Genomic DNA, 24858 nt, shown 5'->3' with positions numbered 1-24858 from the left:
TTTTGTTCGGTTTTCGAAAAAAGATATTTCTGAATTTATGTTAGATTATAAAACTAAACTTGTGTTAAAAAATAAACTTTTCGAATATTTTTTGTATACTTTGACAAAAAATGAGCTGGATGCTATAATATAACATGTAATATTTTGGAGCATTTAGGTTTCAAAAGGAAATGAATGGAGGTTAGTTTGAATGGATAGACTTTACGTGAAGTCGAAGGACCGTGCCCAAAGAGCGGTAGAAGGGCTTTACAAAGATTTGGAGCGCAGAATTGCAGCAAGTCCGGCAGGGCAGTGCCCTGTGGATATGGCGGCAGCGTTTTTAAAGCTATGCCATGCACAGAGCTGCGGCAAATGCGTTCCATGCAGGACAGGACTTGGGCAGCTGCAGAATATGCTGGAAGATATTCTGTCCATGGACACGAATTTGGATTTGAGCATTTTAGACACGCTTGAGAGAACTGCAAAGGCCATCAAGGTGTCTGCGGATTGCGCCATTGGCTTTGAAGCAGCGTCTATGGTACTGCGCGGTTTGGAAGGCTTTAGAGAAGACTACGAGTCTCATATTCTCAACCACGCCTGTGCAGATAATGTAATCAATCATAGAGAATCCGTACCATGCAGAGGAGCCTGTCCGGCGGGTGTAGATGTTCCCGGCTATACAGCGCTTGTTCATGCGGGAAGATATGACGATGCGGTACGCCTTATCAGAAAAGATAATCCGTTCCCAACGGTATGCGCGCTGATTTGTGAACACCCTTGTGAGGACAAGTGCAGAAGAAATATCATTGATGCGCCGATTAATATCAGAGGCCTGAAGCGCTTTGCAGTGGACAACTGCTCCAAAAGCGTACCGGTTCCGGAGAAAATGGATCACACAGGAAAGAAGATTGCAGTAGTTGGCGGCGGTCCGTCAGGACTTTCCGCAGCATATTTTTTATCCATCATGGGTCACGATGTAACAGTATTTGAAAAAAGAGCCCAGCTTGGAGGTATGCTTCGTTACGGGATTCCAAGCTATCGCTTGCCGAGAGAAAGACTGCAGTGGGATATCGACGCCATCGCGTCCACTGGCGTAGAATTCCGCACAGACTCTGATGTGGAGTCCGAGGAAGCCATCAGGGAGATCAAAGAAAACTACGATGCTATGTATTTGTCCATCGGTTCCCACAACCATAAGAACCTGGGCATTCCGGGCGAATACGCAAAGGGCGTAGTGCCTGCTGTGGAGATGCTCCGAGGTATTGGCGATGATGCAATGCCGGACTTCAATGGAAAATCTGTTATCATTGTCGGCGGCGGAAATGTTGCCATGGATGTAGCCAGAACAGCCAAGAGACTTGGCGCCAGTGAAGTATGTATTGTTTATAGAAGAAGACGGGACGATATGACAGCACTTCCTGATGAAATCGGCGGAGCTGTTGCAGAAGGCTGCCAGTTGATGGAATTAATGGCACCATCTGAAATTATCGTTGATAAAAACGGTAATGTAAGAGGACTGTATGTGCAGCCGCAGATAGCAGGAGAGGCGGACAAGTCCGGAAGACCAAAACCGGTAGCGGCAGATCTTCCAAGAGTAAAAATGCGGTGTGATATCGTTATCTCTGCCATCGGACAAGCTACAGACTTTACATTCTTTGAACAGTATGGGGTGCCGGTATTCAGAGGAAATATCAAAACAGAGAAATCCAGCGTTGTAGACAAAGTGCAGGGCATTTATGCTGGAGGAGATTGCGTAACTGGTCCGTCGACCGTAATCAACGCTGTAGCTGCTGGTAAGGTTGCAGCAGCCAATATTGACAATTACCTCGGATATAATCATGAGATTACAGTAGATATAGACATTCCTGTGCCGCCAGTGCAGGATCAGAAGGCAAGAGGCAGAATTGAATTAAAAGAACGGTATGCTTCAGAACGAGGTGGCGACTTTGGCGCAGTAGAACTTCCAATGACCAGAGAGGAATCTCTGGCAGAATCATCAAGATGTCTGCGCTGCGACGCCTGCGGATTTGGTTCATTTAGAGGAGGCAGAATAGAAAAATGGTAAAGTTAAAAATTGATGGGCAGCAAATTGCAGTACCTGCTGGTACCACAATTTTAGATGCTGCTGCAAGAGTAGGAATTAAAATTCCACATCTCTGTTATTTAAAAGATATCAATGAAATCGGCGCCTGCAGAGTCTGTCTGGTCGAGAAAGTCGGCATGGAAAAGCTGGTCACCGCTTGTAATACAGAAGTAGAAGAGGGTGTTGAGATTCTGACTAACAGCCCAAAGGTCAGAGAAGTTAGACGAATTAATGTAGAATTGATTCTTTCAGATCATGACTGTAAATGTGTCCAGTGCGTCAAGAGCGGAAACTGTACCTTGCAGAAGATTGCCAATGACCTTGGCATTATTGAACAGCCTTATAAAGATGTACATGAAAAGACAAGATGGGATTTTGAATTGCCGCTGATTCGTGAAGCATCCAAGTGTGTGAAATGTATGCGATGTGTACAGATTTGTGATAAAGTGCAGGGATTGAATGTCTGGGACATTAATGGTTCTGGCTATAGAGCTTCTGTGGGGGTATCCAATAATCGCAAGATAACAGAAGCGGATTGTGCTCTTTGCGGACAGTGCATTACCCATTGCCCGGTAGGTGCGCTTAGAGAAAGGGATGATTTGCGTCTTCTCAGAGACGCTCTTGCAGATCCTGAGAAAATCACCATGGTACAGATTGCGCCAGCGGTGAGAACTGCCTGGGGCGAGGGAATCGGTATTTCCAAGACAGAGGCGACCACCGGAAAAATGGTCAGCGCATTGCGCAGAATTGGATTTGATTATATCTTTGACACTACATACAGCGCGGACCTTACAATTATGGAAGAGGGCAGCGAATTTATCGAGAGATTTACCCACAAGGAGCAGTATAGCTGGCCGATGTTTACTTCTTGCTGTCCGGGGTGGGTTCGGTTTGTCAAAACCCAGTATCCGGAATATGTGAAGAATCTGTCTACGGCAAAATCACCGCAGCAGATGTTTGGGGCGATGGCAAAGACTTATATCGCCCAGAAGCTGGGCATTAATCCGGATAAAATTTTCTCCGTCTCCATCATGCCGTGTCTTTCCAAGAAATATGAAAAGGGCGTGTCGCAGGTAGATGATGCAGGTCATGGAAAAGATGTGGATTTAGTACTGACCACCAGAGAGATGGACAGACTGATTCGTGCTGATAATATCCAGGCTCATGACCTGAAAGAGGAAGAGTTTGACGAAATCTTTGGAGAAGGATCTGGAGCAGGGGTTATCTTCGGCGCTACAGGCGGCGTCATGGAAGCGGCTCTTCGAAGTGCATATTTCCTTATAACAGGTGAAAATCCGGAAGTCGACAGCTTTAAGAGCGTTCGCGGGATGGACGGCTGGAAGGAAGCCACCTTTGAAATCAAAGGCATGAAGGTAAAAGTGGCAGTTGCCAGCGGTCTAGGCAATACCGGTAAACTGATGGAGGCGATAAAGCGGGGAGAAGTTGATTATGACTTTGTTGAGATCATGGCATGTCCCGGTGGCTGTGTCGGTGGAGGCGGACAGCCGGTCAAAGATGGCTATGAGTTTGCAGAAGCCAGAGGAGAAATCCTCTATGGACTGGACAAATTCTCAAATCTCAGATTTTCTCATGAAAATTCAGCTGTGCAGCTTACCTATGAGGAGTTCCTGGGAGAGCCCAATTCCCATAGAGCACATCAGCTGCTGCATACCAATTTAGAAGATTGGGATTTAGAGATGAACAGATAATTAAAGTAGGCTGCCTTGATATTATTAGGGCAGCCTCGCTGTTTCTACACCATTTTGGGATAAAATTGCGATTATGGTGCACTTTGATTTTTGGCAATTGTAAAATCTGCACCATTTTTTCTTAAATCGATAGAAATGGTGCGGGAAAAAGATGCGATATTGCCGTGCAATTACAGATTCATAAGATATTGGAAATATATCACATTTGTATGCGCACTTGAAATTCCATAATATACCAGTAAATTTCAAAAATGGAATTAGTAAAGAATCCCAACCTAGAAAAACTGCACCATGACATGGCCTTTTAGTCAAAATGGTGCAGTTTTTTATTCGGACTGATTTCAACTCCCACCATTGGTTAGTTTTTCAAAGAAAATGGTGCGGAAACAGATTTATAGATAATGATATTTTTTTCGATTGAGAACCAGGCAGGTGACAGTAACTGCCAGCGTTAATATTTCTGCGGTAATTCCGGAAAGCCAGATGCCTGTAAGTCCCAGAAGCAGTGGCAGAGTCAGGATGATGGATACCTGGAATACCAGCGTTCTAAGGAATGAAATCAGCGCAGAGAGCGGGCCATTGTTCAGCGCAGTAAAGAAGGAAGAACCGAAAATATTCATTCCGCAAATCAGGAATGACATGGCGCAGATACGGAATCCTTGGCAGGTCATTTCAAAGAGAGTCTTGTCGTAGCCGACAAAGATGGTAGCAAGCGGCACAGCTAGAAGCTCTGCCAGACATACCAGTACAATGCCGCAGCAGATGATGGCGCGGGTGCTTTTTTTAAACAGATTTTTTAGTTCTGCATGATTTTCTGCGCCGTAATTATAGCTGACAATCGGTGCGCAGCCCATACTATAGCCCAGATAGATAGCAGCAAAGATGAAGTTGACGTACATGATTGTGCCGTAGGCAGCAACACCGTTTTCTCCTGCAAAACGCAGCAGCTGCAGATTGTAAAGTGCACCGACAAGGGAGGAGGAAAAACTGCTTAAAAGCTCAGAAGAACCGTTGGTGCAGGCTTTTAACAGTGCCTTTGGATAGAATTTAGTTCGAGTCAGTGCAAGCAGGCTGTTGTTCTTCCTTGCAAAGTAAACGATTGGGAAAATGCCTCCAAAGATTTCTCCGATGGCAGTAGCGATTGCCGCGCCTGCAATACCCCAGTGAAATACCGCAATGAACAGAAAGTCAAACAACATGTTGAGGACGCCGGAAATAATGGAGACGTAAAGTCCCAGCTTCTGTTTTTCAGCAGCGACAAAAAAGGTCTGAAAGGCGCACTGCAGCATAAAGCAGGGCAGTGAAATCAGCATAATGCGGCAATAAAGCACGCAGTATTCCAGCAGTTCACCTTCTGCGCCCAGCAGAATGGATATGGGGCGGACAAAAATCTGTGCCACCAGGGAAATGGTGACGCCGCCGATGATTAAAGCGTAAATCAGCATGGAAAAATACTGATTGGCAAGATCCTGTTTCTTTTCTCCTAAGGTTTTCGCAACGATGGCGCTGCCGCCGGTACCCAGCATAAAACCGATAGCGCTGAGCGCTCCGAAAATTGGCATAATCAAGTTGACTGCAGCAAAGGCAGTTTTGCCTACGAAATTGGATACGAAAAGACCGTCAACAATAGAATAGACCGATGTAAAAATCATCATGACGATAGATGGCAGGACAAAGAGAAAAAGTTTTTTGTATGTAAAATGTTCAGATAGTTGTATTCGCATGTAAAATCCCTCCTTTTGAATGATATATATTATTCCATTGCTTCGACTTCTTCGCGAAATTTGGAAAGGTATTGACGAAAAAGTTTAACCAAAGTTTGTGCGTCCTCTCCAAGGGAAGAGAAGGCAGCCATTTCCATACGCATCACTGGTAGAATCTTTTCTTCGATGATGGCATGACCGCTGTCTGTGAGATAGATGTGCATATTGCGGCCTTTTCCTTTTTCGAGGTAAATATGTCCAAGTGTTTCCAGCTTGCGAATAGAGGAATTGACAGTTTGCTTGGTGAGAAAGGAACTGTCACAAATATCCTTCTGGGTACATCCTTCACCTAGACTGCAAAGGTCATAAAGAATACTGATTGCACTGTTGCAGGAACCGAGACGCAGTGAAATTTCCCGGTAGATTTCAGTTTCTTCTTTATATAGACGATTAAATTCTTTAAACGTTGGATTCAGAAATTCTTCCATAGAAGCCACTCCTTTTTATTCTGTAATAATCATATCTTACAAGTAGTCCGAAATCGGACTCATAACGACAAGAAATATTATAGTCCGAAATCGGACTCAAAGTCAAGGAAGTTTTGCAAAGAATACACAAAAATGCAAATTCATTGGGGCTTTTCTATTGACAGACCACGAAAGAATGGTAGAATAGCATTGTTGTAAAATGAAAGGATCAATTTGAAAGAAGAGAAAGGATTTCAAAGATGGAAAAAAGATTACAAGATTATATGCCGCAGGTAAAGGCTTTTTTTGAATCCCATAGAGAGGAGTTCTTAGCTGATCTTGCGGCTTTGATTGCAATTGACAGTCAGAGAACAGAGGCAAAGGAAGGCATGCCTTACGGGGAAGGTCCTGCTGCAGCCCTTGCAAAGACTTTGGAAATGGCAGAAGGCTACGGTCTTTATACAGAAAACTGGGAGAATTATCTTGGTACTATCCAGCTGAATGATGATAAAGAAAGAAAGCTGGAGATTCTTGCCCACCTTGACGTGGTGCCGGAGGGAAAAGGCTGGACTGTTACAGAGCCTTTTGTTATGAAGGAAATGGACGGAAGGGTGTACGGAAGAGGAACTGCTGATGATAAAGGACCTGCCCTTGCTGCGATTTACGCCCTGCGTGCCATTAAGGAGCTGGGAATTCCCCTTAAGGAAAACGTTCGTGTGACAGTTGGCTGCGACGAGGAATGCGGCAGCTCCGATTTGGATTATTATTGGACAAAGACGACTCCTGCAGAGATGACTTTCTCTCCTGACGCAGACTATCCGCTGATTAACCTGGAAAAGGGTCACTTTGGTGTGGAGATAACAGGTGCACTGCCAAAAGCCGGCGGCAGTATGGAGATTATAGACGTACAGTGCGGTACTAAGAGCAATGTCATTCCGGCAGATTCTGAGGCAGTGCTTAGAGGAATCAGCAAATCTGATATGGAGGGCTTCCTTGCAGAACTGGCTGAGGAGACTGCCGTAGAGCCGACTCTTACGGAAGATGGAGATAAGCTTTGCGTTGCCTTAAAGGGAACTGCAGCTCATGCGGCTGACCCTGATGCAGGCAATAACACTGCAACAGCTATGCTGCAGCTTCTTGCAAAGCTTCCAAGTGCAGATTTTGAGATGTTAAAGGATCTTCATAAAATCTTCCCTCACGGCGACGGACACGGAAAAGCTGCCGGCATTTACGGATGTGATGATGAATCCGGTGAAATCTCGGTATCCTTTAATATTTTGAACATCGACAAGGAGGGAAATCTCTTTGCGCAGGTGGACAGCAGAACGCCGATTTCCATGGGCGAGCCTGATTTTGCACCGCTTCCGGAAAAGCTGCAGGTCGCAGGCTATGCGGCAGAGACTAGCTTTAGTGAACCTCACTATGTTTCTCCGGATACGCCTCTTGTAAAGACACTGTTAGACCACTACGAGGGATGGTTCGGCGAGAAAGGCGAGTGCATCGCCATCGGCGGCGGCACTTATGTTCACGGACTTCCCGGAGGTGTAGCTTTTGGCTGTGCAAAGCTTGATGTAGATAATAAAATGCACGGCCCTGATGAGTTTGCAGAAATCGACCAGCTGCTGATTAGCGGCATGCTGTTTACTACGGCAATTGCGGATTTGTGTAAATAAATAGTGCTTTTTAGAACGGGAAAATCCTACTTGTGGATTTCCCGTTTTTCACGTATACTATAAGTACGAAAGAAAAAGAGGTGAGTCGAAGATGGATCAGAAAAGAATTCCCATTGGATTTGAGGATTTTAAAGAAATTAAAGAAAACAATCTATACTTTGTAGATAAAACACAGATGATACGGGAAATATTAGATGGCAGTAAAGTAACGCTGCTCACAAGACCCCGCCGTTTTGGCAAAACCCTGAATCTTTCCATGCTTCGCCGTTTCTTTGAAGATGAGAGAACGCCGGAAGGTGAGAAGGTAGACAATCGCCATCTGTTTGAAGGGCTTGCTATTATGGAATCCGGGGAGAAGTACCTTACCCATATGGGGCAGTATCCTGTGATTACCTTGTCGCTAAAATCAGCCAAACAAAGTGACTTTGCAATGGCATATGCCAGCTTAATTGATGAAATTATCAAAGAATTTGACCGCCATGCTTATGTACTTGCAGGAGATATGACGCCTAGAAATCGACAGTGGTTTACTGCAATATGGGAAGGCAAAGCTGATGATATTGTCTATGCGAAAGCTTTAGGCTTTTTATCCGAGTGCCTGTACAAATATCATGGGAAGGAAGCAATGATTCTCATTGACGAATATGATGTACCTTTGGAGTGTGCATATTTCGGTGGTTTTTACGATGAAATGATTGGCTTCATCCGATCCCTCTTTGAGTCCGCTCTGAAAACCAATCCCTATCTGAAGTTTGGTGTAGTGACAGGATGCCTACGAATCAGCAGGGAGAGCATCTTCACGGGATTAAATAATCTGGAAATTCATTCTATTATCAGCGAGAATTACAGCAGCTGTTTTGGCTTTACGGGTGAAGAAGTGCAGGAATTGCTGTCCTATTATGACCTTTCCGACAGGTTTTGCGAGGCAAGGGAGTGGTATGACGGTTATCTCTTTGGAAACACGGAGATTTACAATCCGTGGAGCATTTTAAACTATACGAAAAGCGTACTGTCGGGCAATCAGATAGCAACAAAACCGTACTGGTCCAACACCTCCAGCAACGGAATTGTAAAGGAACTTGTAGAAGAAGCCGACGATATGACCCGCCAAGAGCTGGAGATTTTGATGGAGGGCGGCACCATAGAAAAGCCGGTTCACGAAGAAATTACCTATGGCGATATACACACATCGAAAGATAATCTGTGGAACTTTTTGTTCTTCACTGGATATCTAAAGATGAAAAGCCAGCGAATAGAGGGTGAGACGATTTATTTAGAAATGACCATTCCAAACGCAGAGATTAAGTCTATCTACAGGCAGTCCATCGTAACTTGGTTTGACCAAAAGATAGCAGACGTAGATAGAAGCGGCCTGATTCAGGCTTTTGAAGATGGAGACTGCGAGGCTGCCGAGAATTTCATCAGCCAGCAGCTGATGGATACCATCAGCTATTTCGATTATGCGGAGAGCTATTACCACGGTTTTTTGACAGGACTTTTGAAAAATACAGGTCGGTATATGGTGCAGTCCAACCGTGAGAGTGGAACGGGAAGGCCGGATTTGATCCTCTGCGAAAAGAAATTTATGGGAAAAGCTATTATCTTGGAGTTAAAAGTGGCAAAGACCTTTGCAGAGATGGAAGCAAAATGTGAAGAAGCACTTGCGCAGATCGAAGCGCAGGATTATGCTACGCCGCTTTTAGCAGATGGTTACAGACCGATATTAAAGTACGGAATTGCACTGTACAAGAAGGGCTGCATAGTGAAGAAAGCCGAATAATATCAAGAACTTATACAGAAAAACAAAAGCGGATTACGCAGGTATTAAGGACTGCAATTATCCGCTTTTTCTATTGCTGTTTATAGTACTCTGTTACAAACTGCACGAAAGGGTGGTTTTCAAAATCCGGGTTTTCACGATAAATCATGTACAGATTTAGGGTATCTGCGTCAAAAGGCTTTGCAATCAGATGAGAATGCTGACTTAAGATTTTCGTACAGTAGCTCTTTGGAGCAAGGGCGAAGCTTCCGGGTGCAGTTATCATCGTTGGAAGAGCGCTGTCATCACAAATTGTCAAGGTCAATCCCAGCTCTTTTGGAAAAGCGTCAAGAAGTTCAGTATTCCATGAGAGGAGATGGTAACCGGTTAAATCCGGTTCTTCAATTAAATCCTTTGCGCTCAGCAAATCTGATTTATGGAGAAGAACGTATAGGTTATCTTCCTTTAACGGGATACAGGTAAGGCCTGGTTTTATGTAAGATTCAATCTGATTGATGGTCAGAAAGAAAAAATCCAGCTCTCCGGATGAAAGACGTGCATAATAATCCGTGTTATGAGTAGAAAGATTCACTTTCCAATGGGGATAGGCGGTTGTAAAGCGAGAAATTAAATCAGGAAAATCGGAGTAAATCGCAAGGGCATGAAGTCCGACGGTGATAAATTGAGCCGTGTTAAGGGCAAGCTTTTCTGTTTTTTTGAGGAATTGTTCCCAGCTATCAATGATTTGAGCGGCGTAAGACATAAAGATATGCCCCTCATCGGTTAATTCCACAAAACGCTTTGTGCGTGTAAAGATGGTTAAATTCAGCTCCTGCTCTATGCGGGTTATTCTTTGTGATACGGCGGACTGGGTCAGAAACAGATTTGCAGCAGCCTTCGTAATATTTTTTTCTCTTGCAACCTCCATGAGGCAGCGAACGTCTTGAATGTCAATCATAACGGAATTACTCTTTCTTCTTATTAATTCAATTAATAAGGAAAGTATAAACGATAATTTTACAAAAGGCAAGAAAAGTCGTAAAATTTACTTAAAATAACATGTTATTGAACACACCACAAGAGTGTGGGATGGAAAACTGTGTAGACGTAGCGAACAAAATGCTGCACAGTGATGATTCGCTATTATACAACGCTATTATACAAATCATGGAGGAAAAAATGTTAAAGATGCAGCAAAAACCCTTTGAACCGGTGTCTTTTGTAAGAGAAGGCACGGTGAAAATAGAGGGAACTGAAATTCCATATAAAGTAATTTCAGAGGACAATGTTTTAACCAGTGAAGCAGGAGAACCGGTTGGTTCAATCTTTACTTACTCGTATTTTAGAACGGATATTTCAGAGGAAGAGGCGAAGAAAAGACCGGTACTGTTTGCCTTTAACGGAGGACCGGCATCTTCATCTATTTGGATTCACTGGGGTCTGATATCTCCAAAGAAGATAGACTTTGAAAATCCGATTGATCCGCAGCAGGTTGCACCATATACCCTTGTAAACAATGATAGATGTCTTCTTGACATCTGCGACATGGTGCTGCTTGATCCTGTAACTTGCGGCTACGGCGTTTTGATTGACCCGAAAGCTGCGTCGGAGTTTTTTGGAACTGACCAAGATGCGGCGGCAATGGCTCTTGTGATTGAACAGTGGCTGATTAAACATCATCGCATGAACGCACCAAAGTATCTCATGGGAGAAAGCTACGGCACCCAGAGAGCGTCGGTACTGGTAAATGCTTTAATGTGCGGACCGACTTTCCAAAACAAAGCTTGTACCGGTATTGCAATTAACGGCATTATTCTTATGGGAACCATTTTACCAGCAGATCCGTCTTTACACGCTCTTGTCGAAGGCAGCATGGAGGATTGCGTTTTGAATTTACCGACTATGGCAGCAACACGGTATTATCATGAACCGGTAGAGGGTGTTACACAAGAGGAGTTTATCGATGACTGCTACACCTTTGCAGCAGATGCTTATCTGAGAGCTCTGTACCTTGGAAACCGTCTGCCGAAAGAAGAACTTGCGGCATGTATCCAAAAACTGTCTTATTTTACAGGCATTCCTGAAAGCTGGTTTTCTGCCAACGGTCTTAGAATCACTGCGCAGCAATTCCCAAAGATATACGGGGAAACTGCCCTGGGCAAAGTAGTCGGTGTATATGATAGCCGTTTTACCATGGATTTACACCATGGACTGCAGCTTCCTGACCCGGTGGCTGACGACGGCGCTATGGGAAAATACACCGCATACTATGCAGGTATCATGAGCGGCGTAGGAAAAGAACTGCTGGGAATTGATGTGGAAAGACCGTACAAGGTGATTAATTTTGATACGCTGATGAAATGGAATCATCAAGCTGTGCGCACGCCGCTTCTTTCGATGCAAGAGGCACTTCGCAGAAATCCGCAGCTACGGGTTTTGGTTGCCAACGGTATCTATGACCTTTGCACACCGATGGGAAATGCCCGGTACAGTTTTTCTCAAATTGCATCGGAGCCGGGACAGGTTGTGATAAAAGACTATCCGTCCGGACATATGACTTATGTAGGTGAGGAATCCTACGAGATGCTGACAAAAGATTTGCACGAATTCATTAAATAATAAGAAAGGACACAACAATGGAACAGAAGATTTTAACAAAAGTTGAACCTGTTAAGCTTCCGGCAAAGGTAAAGCTGCTGTATGCGACCGGCGACCTTGCAAAAGCGACAACTGTAATCATGATGATGGCATTTTCTATGTATTTTTACACAGAGGTGTGCGGCATTAACAGCGGTGTAGCAGCTACAATCGTTCTCATCGCAAAAATTTGGGATATCATCAACGACCCGATGATGGGTGCTTTAGTAGACAGAACCAAATCCAAAGAAGGCAAGTGCAGAATTTGGATGAAGTACATGTCAGTACCCGGATTTGTAATCTTTGCACTGGTTTTCTGGATGCCAGAGCTGACTGCTACAGGAAAAATCGTTTGGGTTGCCATTACATACACCCTGCAAGGCATGGTAAGTACGGCGCTGATGATTCCGATGAACACTTTGATGGGAAGACTGACAAGCGATCCTTTGGAAAGAGCAAGCATCAATCAGTACAAGGGTATCATTGGACTGATTCCGAATATCTTTGTACCGGCAGCAACTATGCCGCTGGTTATCTTCTTTGGCAAAGGAGACATGGAGAAAGGCTTCTTGATTGTAGGTTTCATCTATGCGGCAATATTTGGTATCTTCAACTTTACTGTTTATCTCGGTACAAAGGGATATGAACCGCTGGAACATTTGGCTACTGAAGGCGATACTTTAAATGAGACAAAGGGTGAACAGGAGCCTCTCGGTAAGGTTTTAAAGGCTCTTTTACAGAATACACCATGGCTTTTCTGCATTGGATTACACTTATGTAATATGCTGTTTTCTTCCATTGCTACCACTGTTATGACATGGTATTTCCAGTATAATATCGGAAATATTGCGCTGATGTCACTGGTATCTACTGTATCTTTAGGCATATCCTTGAGTGTATATATATTCCTAAAACAGCTAATTAAGAAATTTGGAAATGCGGGGACTGCTGCTATTGGATGTATTTTGAGTATTGTTGGATATGCTTTTAGATTCATTCTTCAAGATAGCTCTACAGCAATTCTGCTTGGAGGCAGCATTATTGCTAATTTTGGATCTGCATTAATTGGAGCGACGATTCTTTTGTGCATCTTTGATGCAAAGGTTTACGGTGAGTGGAAGACAGGTGTTGACAACGAAGCGATTCTGATGAGTGGATTTTCCATTGCGTATAAAACAGGTCAGGCTCTCGGCGGACCGATTGCAGGATACCTTCTTATGGCTGTTCCTTATGTAGCGCAGGCTGCAGTTCAGGAACAGAGCGTACTGGACTTGTGGTTCTACGAATCCACTCTGATTCCGGCTGTTGGATTTGTTATTACCTTGATATTTGCTCTGCTGATTAAGAAGTACGAAAAGAAAGTACCGCAGATGCGAGAAGAAATTGAGGCGAGAAAGGCAAAATAACGTATAATAATAAACCACCGGTTTAGCCGGTGGTTTATTATTATACATTTTCTTTATTTTGATAGTAGCCTGTTACATAGCGATAAAAGGGGTGAGATTCAATATCGGGCCTATTTGCACTGTAAAGGAGATAAAAGGTCAGCTGGTGAGCTTTGTTGGGTGCTCTAAAGGGCAGTGCACAAAGGTGTGAATATTGGTTCAAAATGGATGCGCAGCGGCTCTGTGGGGAAAGAGAAAAGTCTCCCGGTTTTGTAATCATGGATGGCAGAAAACTGTTATTACAGATGCTGCAGGAAATCTGCAGAGATGCTGGAAAAATTTCGATTTGGTTAGCATAACAGGTGAGCATATGAGAGCTGGACAAATCCTCAGCATGAATGACTTTTTTTTCTGAAAGTGGATCTTCACGGCACAGCAGGACGGATAAGGTGTCAGAAAACAGAGGAACTGAATTTATTCCCTGTAAGTTGTTTAATTCTCCTGTAGAAGCATAAAAGAAATAAAAGTCAATCTCTTCTGAAAGAAGTTTGCTGAACGCAACATCATTTGTCATCGTGTCATTTATAATATTAACTGTCCACTGCGGATTTGAAGACATAAAAGCTGAAACCATCTGAGGAAACTCTGAATAAATTGCCAGAGAAAGCAGGGAGATGTTAATACTACCGCCTGCTTGATTCATAGAAGGGAAGGCTTCCATTTTATGAAGAAAACCTTTCCATGACGTAATCGGTGCATCAGCGTTTTCTACAAAGTAATGACCGGCATCGGTCAGGTCTACGCTGCGGTTGTTTCTGATAAAGAGGATCATGCCCAGTTCCTTTTCGACTCTGGTAATTTTTTGCGATACGGCGGACTGAGTCAGAAATAGATTTGCCGCTGCTTTGGTAATGCTTTTTTCTTCTGCAACCGCCAGAACGCAGAGAATATCCTGAATGTCAATCATCTATAGCATCCTTTCTTGTCATTAATCTATTTTACCATGCCATTATAAATGATAAATTTACAAAAGGCAAGAAAAGACGTAAACTTTACCTAGAGTAACATGTTATTGAACATATCAGTTATAGCCAGTAAGACTGATATACTCAAAGTATTTGAAGCGAAAGGAGAATCAGATGGAAAAGAAAATAGCAATCCAGTGTGGCAGACTGCTGCAGCCAGATGGTACATATAGGGAAAGGCAGACCGTGATTGTAGAAAAGGATAAAATAACAGAAGTGCAGGATGGTTTTACTGCCCCTGCAGGCTGCCAGATGATAGACGCAAAGGATAGGTGGGTGACGCCGGGGCTCATCGAATCCCACGGACACTTGGCGACAGGAAATGATGCCAATGAAATGGCAGCAAATCCGGTCAGGACGTTTTTTTCTGTCAGAGAAGCGATTAATCCCTTGGATTCTGCTATCGGTAAAGTACGTAGCGGCGGCTTTACCACATACTGCATTTTACCGGGTTCAGAAGCGTTAATCAACGGTACAGGGGTAACAGTAAAATTAAAAGATGCGGCTGTAGTTGATGAGATAGAATTGACAGAGTGTCAGCCACTGAAGCTGGCGCTGGGAGATAATCCGAAGATGTTTTTCGGTAAAAAGGGAATATCCCCGGCAAGCCGTATGGGAAATGCAGCAATACTGCGGCAGGCTCTTTACAATGTAAAAGCACAGCTTACTGCGGGGAATTTCGATTTTGAAAGCCCGGCAAACTGGCAGAGTGTTCCTGTGGCAGAGGCGCTGCAGGGCAAGAGACTGGCAAAAATTCATTGTCATGACCCGAGGGATATTGTGACAGCAGTTAGAATTTCTGAAGAATTTGGACTGGATTATACCTTGGAACATGTGACTGGCGGCAGATTTGTCGCAGAATTTTTGGGGAAGCACAATGTTCGTTGTTGCCTTGGACCGCTTCTCATGAATCCGCTGAAATATGAGCTTGAAGCTATTGATCCGCTTAACCCAGGCATGTTGGAACAGGCGGGAGTGAAGTTTTCTCTGATTCAGGACGCAGCGTGGGATACGGATACTTTGATGCTGCCATCTCTTGCGGGCGTCTGCACAGCTTATGGACTGTCAGAGGAGGCGGCAATGCGTGGACTTACCATAGAAGCAGCAAGAAATCTACATTTGGAACACAGAATCGGCACGGTAGAAGTCGGAAAAGATGCCGACCTTGCAATATTTAACGGAAATCCGCTTCTGAATACGACAAAATGCGAGATGACAATCATAGACGGAATGATTTATGATTATAAAAAGGAGGCGTAAAGATGAGTGTTACAGTAATAAAAGCGAAGGAAATCGTAGTGTCTCCTGAAAAGACATTGACGCCCGGCACAATGATTGTCGAGAACGGAAAAGTGAAAGAAATTGGAACAGATATTTCGTATCCGATCGGTGCAGAGATAGTAGATGCAGGAGACTATGTGATTTATCCTGGATTTGTCGATGCTTCCAGTCATCTTGGCATCAACAAGGAACCATTCGACTATATGGAGGATACTTGGGATGGCTGTGATGCGGGGGCAGCCATGCAGCCGCAACTAACTGTGACAGACGGTTTTAATCCATTTTCACCGGCGTTGGAAAGAGCAAGGGAGGTCGGTGTTACAACGGCTTATGCAGCGGCAGGACACGGTGTAATTATGGACGGTCAGGGGATTGCCTTCAAGCTGAGAAAGAGTGAAACGGCTGACGAAATGTTTCTAAAGGACACGCAGCAGCTGCATTTTTGCATTGGCGATTACCCATTGATGGCATTTAAGCAAAAGGGGCAGCCTCCGATGACTCGCATGGCGCTGATGGACATGCTTCGCAGTGAGCTGCGCCGCGTAAAAGATATGGTGGAAAGTGGTGAAGAAGCAAGGGATACGAAAACTGCCGTACTGGCAAAGGCATTAAAAAGAGAAATAAAAGTGAGAGTTTATGTTTTGGCAGCACAGGATATCCCCCTTGCTGTAAAACTCTGCGAAGAATTCGGACTGGACTACATTTTGGATGGCCTGTACGAAGCCTGGAAGCTGCCGGAATTTTGGGAAGCAAATCCACAGATGGTGCTGCTCAACGGAGTGCCTTTTGGACCGATGCAGAATTCTATGGCGGCGAAATACGAGATGTCCAAGGAGTGTTTTTCTGTACTGGAAAAAGCAGGTTGTGACATCGTGCTGACTGCTGATGGCGTGACGACGACAAGGATGCTGCCATATATGGCAGGTTTTGCACTCGGTCATGGCTTATCCTTGCAGCATGCTCTTGCTTCCATCACGACGTTTCCTGCAAAGCTGCTTGGTTTGTCAGAGCACATCGGTACGCTGGAAGCAGGCAAAGACGCAGATTTTTCAATCTACACGGCAAATGCTCTGTTATCTACATCAAAGTGCATGGCAACTTATGTAGACGGAATGCAGGTATACTGTGATAAAGAATTTGGAGGAAAGAAATATGAATAAAATTCATCCATATACAACAGAAGCATATAAGCCTCTGTATGTATCAAAGAAGATGGACGCAGCGCTGCGAGGTGGAAAAATCACCGTGGAAGCGGTGACAGAGGATCATATCTTTTATGATGATGAGGGCAGGGAAGAAGCGACTATTTCAACAATTTCTTATCTTCGGACAGATGAGGAAAACAATCAGCGTCCTGTCATGTTTTTGTGGAACGGAGGTCCCGGCAGCGCCGTATCCATGCTGAATCTGGAATGTTTTGGTCCTTACTGCCTAGCAAAGGACGAAGAGGAAAGATTATGCTATGAGCTGGAAATAGAAACGGATACCATTTTAGATGTCTGCGACCTGGTATATATGGATCCGGTGGGGGTAGGGTATTCCAGACTTCTTCGAGAGGAAGCAGCAGAAAACTACTTTTCTGTGGACGGAGATGCACGCAGCATTACCTTTGCCATTGTCAGCTGGCTGAAAAAACACCGGCGCTGGAATAGCCCGGTTTATCTGTGCGGAGAAAGCTATGGAACGATTAGAGCTTGCCGGGTACTGGATGAGCTTGGAAGAAATCCCTTCTATGGAAACCGTATGATGCTTGGGATTCCTGTAGCCGGAGTGATTTTAATCGGGTCGGCTCTTTCTGTTGGGAAAGAAGGAAATGAGATTATTGAACCGGCTTTGGATCTGATTGCAGCGGCACTTCCGTCCATGGCGGCAGTCAACTGGTATCATAATCATCAGGAGGATTACGACAGAAATGCCTTCGTGGAAGAAGCCTGGGAGTTTGGAAGAAAAAGACTGCTGCCGGCACTTTTTGCAGGCGATGATTGCAGTATGGAAGAAATAAAAGTAATCGCAGAAGAACTGGCAAAGTATACCGGCATGGAGGTTTCCTACTTTGAACAGAGCAGGTTGAAGCTGCAAAACCTGGACGATTTTATGACGCAGGTAGTACGCCTTAAAGGACTGAGAGTCGATTTGTATGACGGAAGAGTTACTTCGCATCTTACCGGCTCCTATAACATGGTTGGAGATGGAAACATGCCGCTTTCGGTCATGAACGGTATTCTTGCACCGAAGCTGGGTATGGATACAGAGCGGCTATACTATACAGGCAATCTCAATGTTTATCCTGACTGGAACTATGTGCCAGAAAACGGAAAGTCTCATATAGACTGTCTGCGGGAAGCAACAGAGAGAATGCCGGAAATGAAAGTTCTCATGGCCAGCGGTCTTTACGATCTATGCACACTGGCGGGAAATACCAGATACCAGTTTGCACACAGCGGTATCGCCTCCGGGAAAGTAATCACAAAAGAATATCCCGGCGGCCACGGTGTTTATTCCAGTAAGGAAGGAAAAGCAGCCTTTTTACAGGACGTGAGGGCGCTGATAAAGGAATAGAAATATACTGAAAAGCAGGCTGCAAAGTGATGTCACAGGACATCATTTGCAGCCCGCTTTTTTATACGTTTTCTTCATTTTGATAGTAGCCTGTTGCAAACTGAATAAAGGGGTGGCTTTCGCTATCAATTCGGTTAGAATTATATATCAGGTAAAGGGTAGTAAAAATCGGCTTATTCTCGGCATCATAAAAAGGAACAGCACGCAGCTTAGGATTCTGCTGTAAAATTTTTTTGCAGCGGCTTTTCGGTGTTAAGGTAAAGTAGCCCGGCTTTGAAATCAATGACGGAAGGTAGCTGTCTTCGCATATTGTGAGAGTGAGGTCCAGTTCCTTTGGAAAAGCCTTAAGCAATTCGCTGTTCCATGAGATTAGATGATATCCGGTAAGATCGTTGATTCCGATAATTTCCTTACCGGCAAGAGAATCTGTTTCGTGAAGTAGAATGTATAGGCATTCTTCTTCGAGAGGAATCTGAGATAGCCTATACTCCTCAACAGGAGGTTTCATGTTTGCATTGATTAAAAAAAAGTCAGCATTGCCGCTATGGACATCTTTCAAACTGTCCATATGAGTGGTGAGGTTCACCTTATAGTTTGGATATGCGGAAGTAAAATCGGCAATCAATTCCGGTAAATCGGAGAAAACTGAGAGTGCGTGCATGCCAATTGTTAAATAATGCGCCTTCTTCAGGGTACGTTTTTTCATGTCAGAAAGAAACTGTTCCCAGTCCGCTGCAAGAGGGGCTCCTTGATTGACAAAAGCAATTCCGTCTTGTGTCAGTTCAACCCTGCGATTGGTTCTTTCAAAGAGGGACATACCAAGCTCTTTTTCTGTTCTGGAGATTTTCTGTGAAACAGCTGACTGCGTTAGGAACAAATTAGAGGCAGCCTTGGTGATACTTTTTTCCTTTGCAACCTCCAGTATACAGAGAATATCCTGGATATCAATCATAGCCGAAACTCCTTTTGCCATTAATTTATTTAATGAATCCATTATAAATGATAAATTTACAAATGGCAAGAAAAGTCGTAAAATTTACTTAAAATAACATGTTATTGAACATATCACAAGAGTGTGCTATGGAAAACTGTGTGGACATAGCTGGCAAAATGCTGCACAGTAATGATTCGCTATTATACAAATTATGGAGGAAGAAAATGTTAAAGATGCAGCAAAAACCCTTTGAACCGGTATCTTTTGTAAGAAAAGGTATGGTGACAATAGAGGGAACAGAAATTCCATATCAGGTAATTTCAGAAGACAATGTGCTGACTGATGAAGAAGGCGCTCCAAAAGGTTCTGTGTTTACTTATTCCTATTTCAGAACAGACGTGACAGAGGAAGAAGCTAAGGTAAGGCCTGTATTGTTTGCCTTTAACGGCGGACCGGGCTCCTCTGCCATATGGCTGCACTGGGGTCTTCTGTCACCGAAAAAGATAGAGTTTGACAATCCGGTAGACCCGCAGCAAAATGGCCCATATACATTAGTCAACAACGACAGATGTTTGTTAGATGTTTGCGATATTGTAGTCATAGATCCGGTAACCTGCGGCTACGGCGTGCTAATCGATCAGGCGGCAGCAGCGGAATTCTTTGGAATCGATCAGGACGCAGCAGCAATGGCCTTAGTGATAGAAAGATGGCTGACAAAGCATCACCGCATGAATGCCCCGAAGTATCTCATGGGAGAGAGCTACGGCACGCTGCGTGCGTCAGTTCTTGCAAATGCATTGATGGGCGGTCCGACTTTTCCGAACAGAACATGCACTAGCATTGCCATTGATGGAATTATTCTCATGGGAACCGTTTTGACTGTAGATTCTTCCCTGAATCCAATGGCAGAGGGCAGTATGGAAAACAGCGTTTTGAATCTGCCGACTTTGGCAGCGACACGGTATTATCACCAGCCTGTATCTGGCATCACGCTGGAAGCATTTATAGAAGAAAGCTATACTTTTGCGGCAGACACTTATCTGCGCGCTTTATATCTTGGAAATCGTCTGCCGGAAGCAGAGATGACAGCCTGTATCGAAAAATTATCCTATTTTACAGGCGTACCAAAAAGCTGGTTCCTTGCAAATGGAATCAGACTGACAGTCTCAGAATTTCCAAAGATATATGGGGAAACATCGCTGGGTAAAGTGGTCGGTCTTTACGATGGACGTTACACCATGGATTTATATCACGGGCTTCAGATTCCAGATCCGGTGGCAGACGACGGTGCCATGGGAAAATACACGGCATATTATGCAGGTATTATGAATGGTGAAGGCAGAGAACTTCTTGGCATTGATCTTGACAGGGCATATAAAGCCATCAACTTTGACACTAACATGAAATGGGATTACAAAGCTGTACGTTCACCATTTATTTCTTTGCAGGAAGCCCTCCGAAGAAATCCTAAGCTGCGAGTTTTAGTTGCCAACGGCATTTATGATCTATGTACACCGATGGGCAACGCTCGCTATAGCTTTGCACATATGGCGCAGGAGGAAGGACAGGTCATCATCAAGGATTATCCGTCCGGTCATATGGCGTATGTGGGTGATGTATCCTATGAGATGCTGACAAAGGATTTACATGAATTTATCGAGAAATAGAAAAAGAAAGGACATAAAAATGGAACAGAAGATATTGACAAAGATTGAACCTGTTAAGTTACCTTGGAAGGTGAAAATCCTTTATTGCATGGGCGAATTTTCAAAGACCACCACAGTTATCATGCTCATGGCGTTTGGTATGTACTTCTATACAGAGGTATGTGGTATCAACAGCGGTGTAGCATCGACTATCATCTTAGTGGCGAAGATTTGGGACATCATCAACGACCCGATGATGGGTGCGCTGGTCGACAGAACCAAATCCAAAGAAGGTAAATGTAGAATTTGGCTTAAGTATATGTCAGTGCCTGGTGGTATCATCTTTGCTCTGGCGTTCATGATGCCGGAACTGACTGCAACGGGTAAAATCGTATGGGTTGCTGTTACATATACACTGCAGGGAATGACTGCTACAGCACTGATGATTCCGCTAAACACTTTAATGGGAAGATTAACAAGCGACCCAGTAGAAAGAGCATCACTGAATCAGATTAAAGGTATCATCAATCTGATTCCAAATATAGTTGTTCCTGCTGCTACTATGCCGATGGTTCTGTATTTTGGCAAAGGAGGAGCAGACATGCAGAGAGGCTTCCTGATGGTAGGCATTATCTATGCCGTTGTATTTATTTTATCTAATCTGCTTGCATATATCGGAACGAGAGGTTATGAGCCGCTGGAGCATCTGGCAGAGGAAACAGGTGTACAAGAAGCAGTGAAACTTGAGCAGCCGTCAATGGGCAGTGTACTAAAGGCACTGGCAAAGAACACGCCGTGGCTTTTCTGCATCGGCTTATACCTGGTTGATATGCTGGCATCCTCAATTTCTTCTACTGTTATGACATGGTATTTCCAGTACAATATCGGAAACATTCCTTTGATGTCTCTGGTATCCACCATTTCCCTGGGTGCTTCACTAGTCGTATATATCTTCCTGGGCTTCTTTATCAAGAAGTTCGGAAATGCAGGAACTGCTGCTATCGGTTGTGTGCTTAGTATCATCGGATTCGCACTGAGATTTATTCTGCAGGACAGTTCCACTGCAATTCTGCTGGCAGGAAATATCATTGCAAACTTGGGAACTGGTCTGGTTGGCTGTACGATTCTTCTCTGCATCTTTGACGCAAAGGTCTACGGCGAGTGGAAGACTGGCGTGGACAACGAAGCGATTCTGATGAGCGGATTCTCTGTATCCTATAAAACTGGCCAGGCACTGGGAGGACCGATTGCAGGCTATCTGCTTCTGACCGTTCCTTATGTGGCACAGGCGCAAGCACAGGAGCAAAGTGTGCTGAACCTTTGGTTCTATGAGTCTACTTTGTTTCCGGCAATCGGTTTTGCCATCGCACTAGTATTTGCACTGCTTCTGATTAAATACGAAAAGAAAGTACCGCAGATGCAGGCAGAAATTGACGCGAGAAAAGTAGCAAATTTATAATGGGAGGCACTGAAATGCGTGATTTTGTACCATTTTACTGGGAACAGGAAAAGAAAACATCTACAGGAGATACCTACCTGGTGCGGCTTTCTGATTTTGTTTTGACTGACGACGGAGGGGAAGCTGAAGCTGCTATGTACAGCTACAGCTATATAGGTCTTCCTGAAAATAAAGAAAAGCCTGTGGTCTTTGCATATAACGGTGGTCCCGGCTCAGCCAGTGAATGGCTGCATATGGGGCTTCTGGGACCGAAGATTATGGAAATTCCCGGCTATCCCAAGGTAGAAAGACCAGCAAAGTATGATTTTACAGAGAATACATCATTTCTGCTGGACTGCTGCGATCTGGTGTTGATTGATCCGGTAGGGACTGGCTTCGCACCTCTTTTGAAAGAAGAGGCAGCGGAGAAGTATTATGAAACCCAGGGTGATGCCGTTTCCTTTGCAAAATTTATCGTAAACTGGCTAAAGATAAATCAGCGTAAGGATGCGCCGGTATATCTGCTTGGCGAAAGCTATGGAACCATTCGAAATGTGGTTCTGGCAGATGAACTGCCCGATGATGTAAATTTGCGGGGTATCATCAGCGTTGGAACTTCACTCAACGTAGGGGCAAAGGGTACCTTGCTGGTAGAGCCCAATGTGCGCAGACTTGGCGTTAATGCTGCTGTATGCCGCTATCACTTCCACCCGGAGCTGGATGAAGCGGATTTTATCAGAGACGCCATGGAATTTGCTTATGGAGATTACGCCCATGCACTTTTGATGGGAAATCGTCTTCCTGCAGATAAAAGAGAAAAAGTGCTGGAGAAGCTGGCATACTATTCTGGTCTTGACCGAGCGCTTCTTGATAAACAGAACCTTCGTTTCAGTGAGCAGGACTTTATGACAAAGCTCTGTCCAGGAGAATTTGTCAGTATGTATGACGCCAGAATGACCCTGCCTCTTGAACGCAATGGCTCTCTTGCCAATCTGGAAAATGCGGATATCGTTGAGGTGGATTTCAATCAGGAACCGTTTATCAGCTGCATTGGAAGTTCTATTGACGATTGTATAAAGAAATATTATGATGAAGAACTGGCAAGACCAGAGGAAAGAGACTATCAAAGTGATACCTTATCTATCGGTATGAGATGGGATTACCGCTCTTATCAGAAGGATACACTTAAGCTTCCAGTAGACTTGATGAAAGAAAATGAAAACCTGCGTATTCTCTTCGTCAACGGAAGATACGACCTTTCTTCCACCTTTGACTTCGTAACCTACTATCTGTCTCAGTATGACCTTCCGAAGGATAGAATCGCTCACGAGGTGCTGGAATCCGGCCATGCTTCCTATATCGGTGATGGCAATGCTGCAGCTCTGAGTCAGCTTGTTCGTGAATTTATTAAGGCGGAGGATGTGAAATGATCTTTGAAAAAAGAGCAGAAGAGCTGCATCAGCAAATGATAGATGACAGAAGGTATCTGCACAGCCATGCGGAATTCGGCATGGAGCTGCCGGAAACAGCAGCTTATGTAACAAAGAGACTAAAGGAGATGGGCTGTGCGCCTGTCTCCTTGGGTGGCGGCATCATCTGTGATATCGGAAGCGGTGACCATACGGTACTGCTTCGGGCGGATATGGATGCGTTGAAGGTCATAGAGGATAACGATTTGTCATTTCGCTCGCAGACAGAGATTTCTCACATGTGCGGTCATGATCTGCATACTGCTATGCTGCTTGGTGCTGCAAAGCTTTTGAAGGAATATGAGCCTAAGCTAAAGGGCAGAGTCAGACTTATGTTTCAGCCGGGTGAGGAAGTAATGGCAGGTGCAAAATCTATGCTGGATGCAGGTGTTCTGGAGAATCCAGGCGTGGAAGCTGCGTTCAGTCTGCATGTGTTCACTACACTTGAAAACGGCGTTCTTTCGTATAAAGTGGGAAATGCATTTTCTTCTATAGATATATTCAAGATTCGGATAGAAGGAAAGGGTGGTCATGGCTCTGCCCTTGAGTATACCGTCGATCCAATCAAGGCAGCAATGCTGATTTATCAGGGAATAGAAGGGGTTGTGGCGAGAGAAACCAGTATGTTTCACTCGGCAACCTGTTCCATCGGACATTTTGAAGCAGGAACGATGTACAATGTAATTCCTGAGAGCGCTCTGCTGGAAGGAACGCTGCGCTGCTTTGATGACGATGACAGGGAAAGGATTCTGGAACGGATACAGCATATTCTGGATGGTATTTCTCAGGCAACTGGGACGATTTGTACACTGAAAACTATGTCTACACCTTCTCTAAAGAATGACCCAGTACTTTGTGAGAGCATTGCGCCATATCTTTCTGAGATACAGGGCTTACAGGTAATGGAAACGACAGAACCGGCTAGCGGTTCCGAGGATTTTGCTTTTATCTCCGAAAAAGTACCGACGATGTATATGATTTTAGGTGTAGGAAATCAGAATGCTGCACCAAATCACAACGCGAGGGCAATCTTTGCTGAAGATAAGATGTATCTGGGAAGCGCAGCAATGGCGCTTGCAGCAGTAAAGTATCTGGAGAACTGTTAAAAAAA

At 44.4% G+C, this 24858-nt stretch carries 18 protein-coding genes; 13 read left to right on the top strand and 5 right to left on the bottom strand.

The window, feature by feature from the left end:
- Window positions 1–190: 190 nt before the first annotated feature.
- The gene (locus NFR88_RS07530) at window positions 191–2044 is read left to right on the top strand and encodes an NAD(P)-binding protein (protein ID WP_251614694.1); all 1854 of its coding nucleotides are present in this window, start codon (window positions 191–193) and stop codon (window positions 2042–2044) included.
- The gene (locus NFR88_RS07525; RefSeq protein ID WP_161909274.1) at window positions 2038–3771 is read left to right on the top strand and encodes an NADH-dependent [FeFe] hydrogenase, group A6; all 1734 of its coding nucleotides are present in this window, start codon (window positions 2038–2040) and stop codon (window positions 3769–3771) included. The genes NFR88_RS07530 and NFR88_RS07525 overlap by 7 nt, the downstream gene beginning before the upstream one ends.
- A gap of 392 nt (window positions 3772–4163) precedes the next feature.
- Here NFR88_RS07525 and NFR88_RS07520 read toward each other — a convergent pair whose 3' ends face one another.
- Complete coding sequence (locus NFR88_RS07520; RefSeq protein WP_251614691.1) at window positions 4164–5495, bottom strand: MATE family efflux transporter; 1332 nt, start codon at window positions 5493–5495, stop codon at window positions 4164–4166.
- Window positions 5496–5524: 29 nt separating this feature from the next.
- Window positions 5525–5962, bottom strand: a complete 438-nt coding sequence (locus tag NFR88_RS07515; RefSeq protein ID WP_251614688.1) for a MarR family winged helix-turn-helix transcriptional regulator — start codon at window positions 5960–5962, stop codon at window positions 5525–5527.
- Between the two features lie 239 nt (window positions 5963–6201).
- On the opposite strand from NFR88_RS07515, the gene NFR88_RS07510 reads away from it, so the two are divergent.
- Window positions 6202–7614: a Sapep family Mn(2+)-dependent dipeptidase gene (locus tag NFR88_RS07510; RefSeq protein ID WP_251614685.1), complete on the top strand. Its 1413-nt coding sequence runs from the start codon at window positions 6202–6204 to the stop codon at window positions 7612–7614.
- Between the two features lie 91 nt (window positions 7615–7705).
- A complete protein-coding gene (locus NFR88_RS07505; RefSeq protein ID WP_251614682.1) occupies window positions 7706–9394 on the top strand; it encodes an AAA family ATPase in 1689 nt (562 codons plus the stop codon).
- A gap of 70 nt (window positions 9395–9464) precedes the next feature.
- Here the strand turns inward: NFR88_RS07505 and NFR88_RS07500 are convergent, their stop codons facing one another.
- On the bottom strand, window positions 9465–10331 hold the full coding sequence (locus NFR88_RS07500) for a LysR family transcriptional regulator (RefSeq protein ID WP_251614679.1): 867 nt from the start codon (window positions 10329–10331) through the stop codon (window positions 9465–9467).
- A 131-nt stretch (window positions 10332–10462) separates the two neighbouring features.
- On the opposite strand from NFR88_RS07500, the gene NFR88_RS07495 reads away from it, so the two are divergent.
- Window positions 10463–11992: a S10 family peptidase gene (locus NFR88_RS07495; RefSeq protein ID WP_251614677.1), complete on the top strand. Its 1530-nt coding sequence runs from the start codon at window positions 10463–10465 to the stop codon at window positions 11990–11992.
- A 17-nt stretch (window positions 11993–12009) separates the two neighbouring features.
- Window positions 12010–13416 (top strand): MFS transporter, encoded by a 1407-nt coding sequence (locus NFR88_RS07490; RefSeq protein WP_251614674.1) that lies wholly within the window; start codon window positions 12010–12012, stop codon window positions 13414–13416.
- 40 nt (window positions 13417–13456) lie between these two features.
- On the opposite strand, the gene NFR88_RS07485 is transcribed toward NFR88_RS07490, so the two are convergent.
- Complete coding sequence (locus NFR88_RS07485) at window positions 13457–14362, bottom strand: LysR family transcriptional regulator (RefSeq protein WP_251614671.1); 906 nt, start codon at window positions 14360–14362, stop codon at window positions 13457–13459.
- A 172-nt stretch (window positions 14363–14534) separates the two neighbouring features.
- Between NFR88_RS07485 and NFR88_RS07480 the strand changes: the two genes are divergently transcribed.
- Genes NFR88_RS07480 through NFR88_RS07470 form a run of 3 tightly spaced genes read left to right on the top strand, consistent with a single transcriptional unit; the run spans window position 14535 to window position 18260 of the window.
- Window positions 14535–15680 (top strand): amidohydrolase family protein, encoded by a 1146-nt coding sequence (locus NFR88_RS07480; RefSeq protein WP_251614668.1) that lies wholly within the window; start codon window positions 14535–14537, stop codon window positions 15678–15680.
- 2 nt (window positions 15681–15682) lie between these two features.
- A complete protein-coding gene (locus NFR88_RS07475; protein ID WP_251614666.1) occupies window positions 15683–16861 on the top strand; it encodes an amidohydrolase family protein in 1179 nt (392 codons plus the stop codon).
- Window positions 16854–18260, top strand: a complete 1407-nt coding sequence (locus NFR88_RS07470; RefSeq protein ID WP_251614662.1) for a S10 family serine carboxypeptidase-like protein — start codon at window positions 16854–16856, stop codon at window positions 18258–18260. Before NFR88_RS07475 ends, NFR88_RS07470 begins: the two co-directional genes overlap by 8 nt.
- Before the next feature lie 61 nt (window positions 18261–18321).
- Here the strand turns inward: NFR88_RS07470 and NFR88_RS07465 are convergent, their stop codons facing one another.
- Complete coding sequence (locus NFR88_RS07465) at window positions 18322–19212, bottom strand: LysR family transcriptional regulator (RefSeq protein ID WP_251614659.1); 891 nt, start codon at window positions 19210–19212, stop codon at window positions 18322–18324.
- Window positions 19213–19418: 206 nt separating this feature from the next.
- On the opposite strand from NFR88_RS07465, the gene NFR88_RS07460 reads away from it, so the two are divergent.
- The 4 genes from NFR88_RS07460 to NFR88_RS07445 are packed head-to-tail and all read left to right on the top strand — an operon-like array spanning window position 19419 to window position 24853.
- A complete protein-coding gene (locus tag NFR88_RS07460; protein WP_251614656.1) occupies window positions 19419–20861 on the top strand; it encodes a S10 family peptidase in 1443 nt (480 codons plus the stop codon).
- Window positions 20862–20880: 19 nt separating this feature from the next.
- A complete protein-coding gene (locus tag NFR88_RS07455) occupies window positions 20881–22299 on the top strand; it encodes an MFS transporter (RefSeq protein ID WP_160202380.1) in 1419 nt (472 codons plus the stop codon).
- A gap of 14 nt (window positions 22300–22313) precedes the next feature.
- A complete protein-coding gene (locus NFR88_RS07450; protein ID WP_251614654.1) occupies window positions 22314–23708 on the top strand; it encodes a S10 family serine carboxypeptidase-like protein in 1395 nt (464 codons plus the stop codon).
- Window positions 23705–24853 carry a M20 metallopeptidase family protein gene (locus NFR88_RS07445; RefSeq protein WP_251614651.1) on the top strand — a complete coding sequence of 383 codons (1149 nt, stop codon included), beginning with the start codon at window positions 23705–23707 and terminating at the stop codon, window positions 24851–24853. The genes NFR88_RS07450 and NFR88_RS07445 overlap by 4 nt, the downstream gene beginning before the upstream one ends.
- Window positions 24854–24858: the final 5 nt, after the last annotated feature.

Origin of the sequence: Senimuribacter intestinalis (assembly GCF_943192965.1) — a bacterium.
Classification (GTDB): domain Bacteria; phylum Bacillota; class Clostridia; order Peptostreptococcales; family Anaerovoracaceae; genus Senimuribacter; species Senimuribacter intestinalis.
The sequence above is the reverse complement of the archived record's forward strand: the minus strand, read 5'-3'. Positions and strand labels throughout refer to the sequence as shown.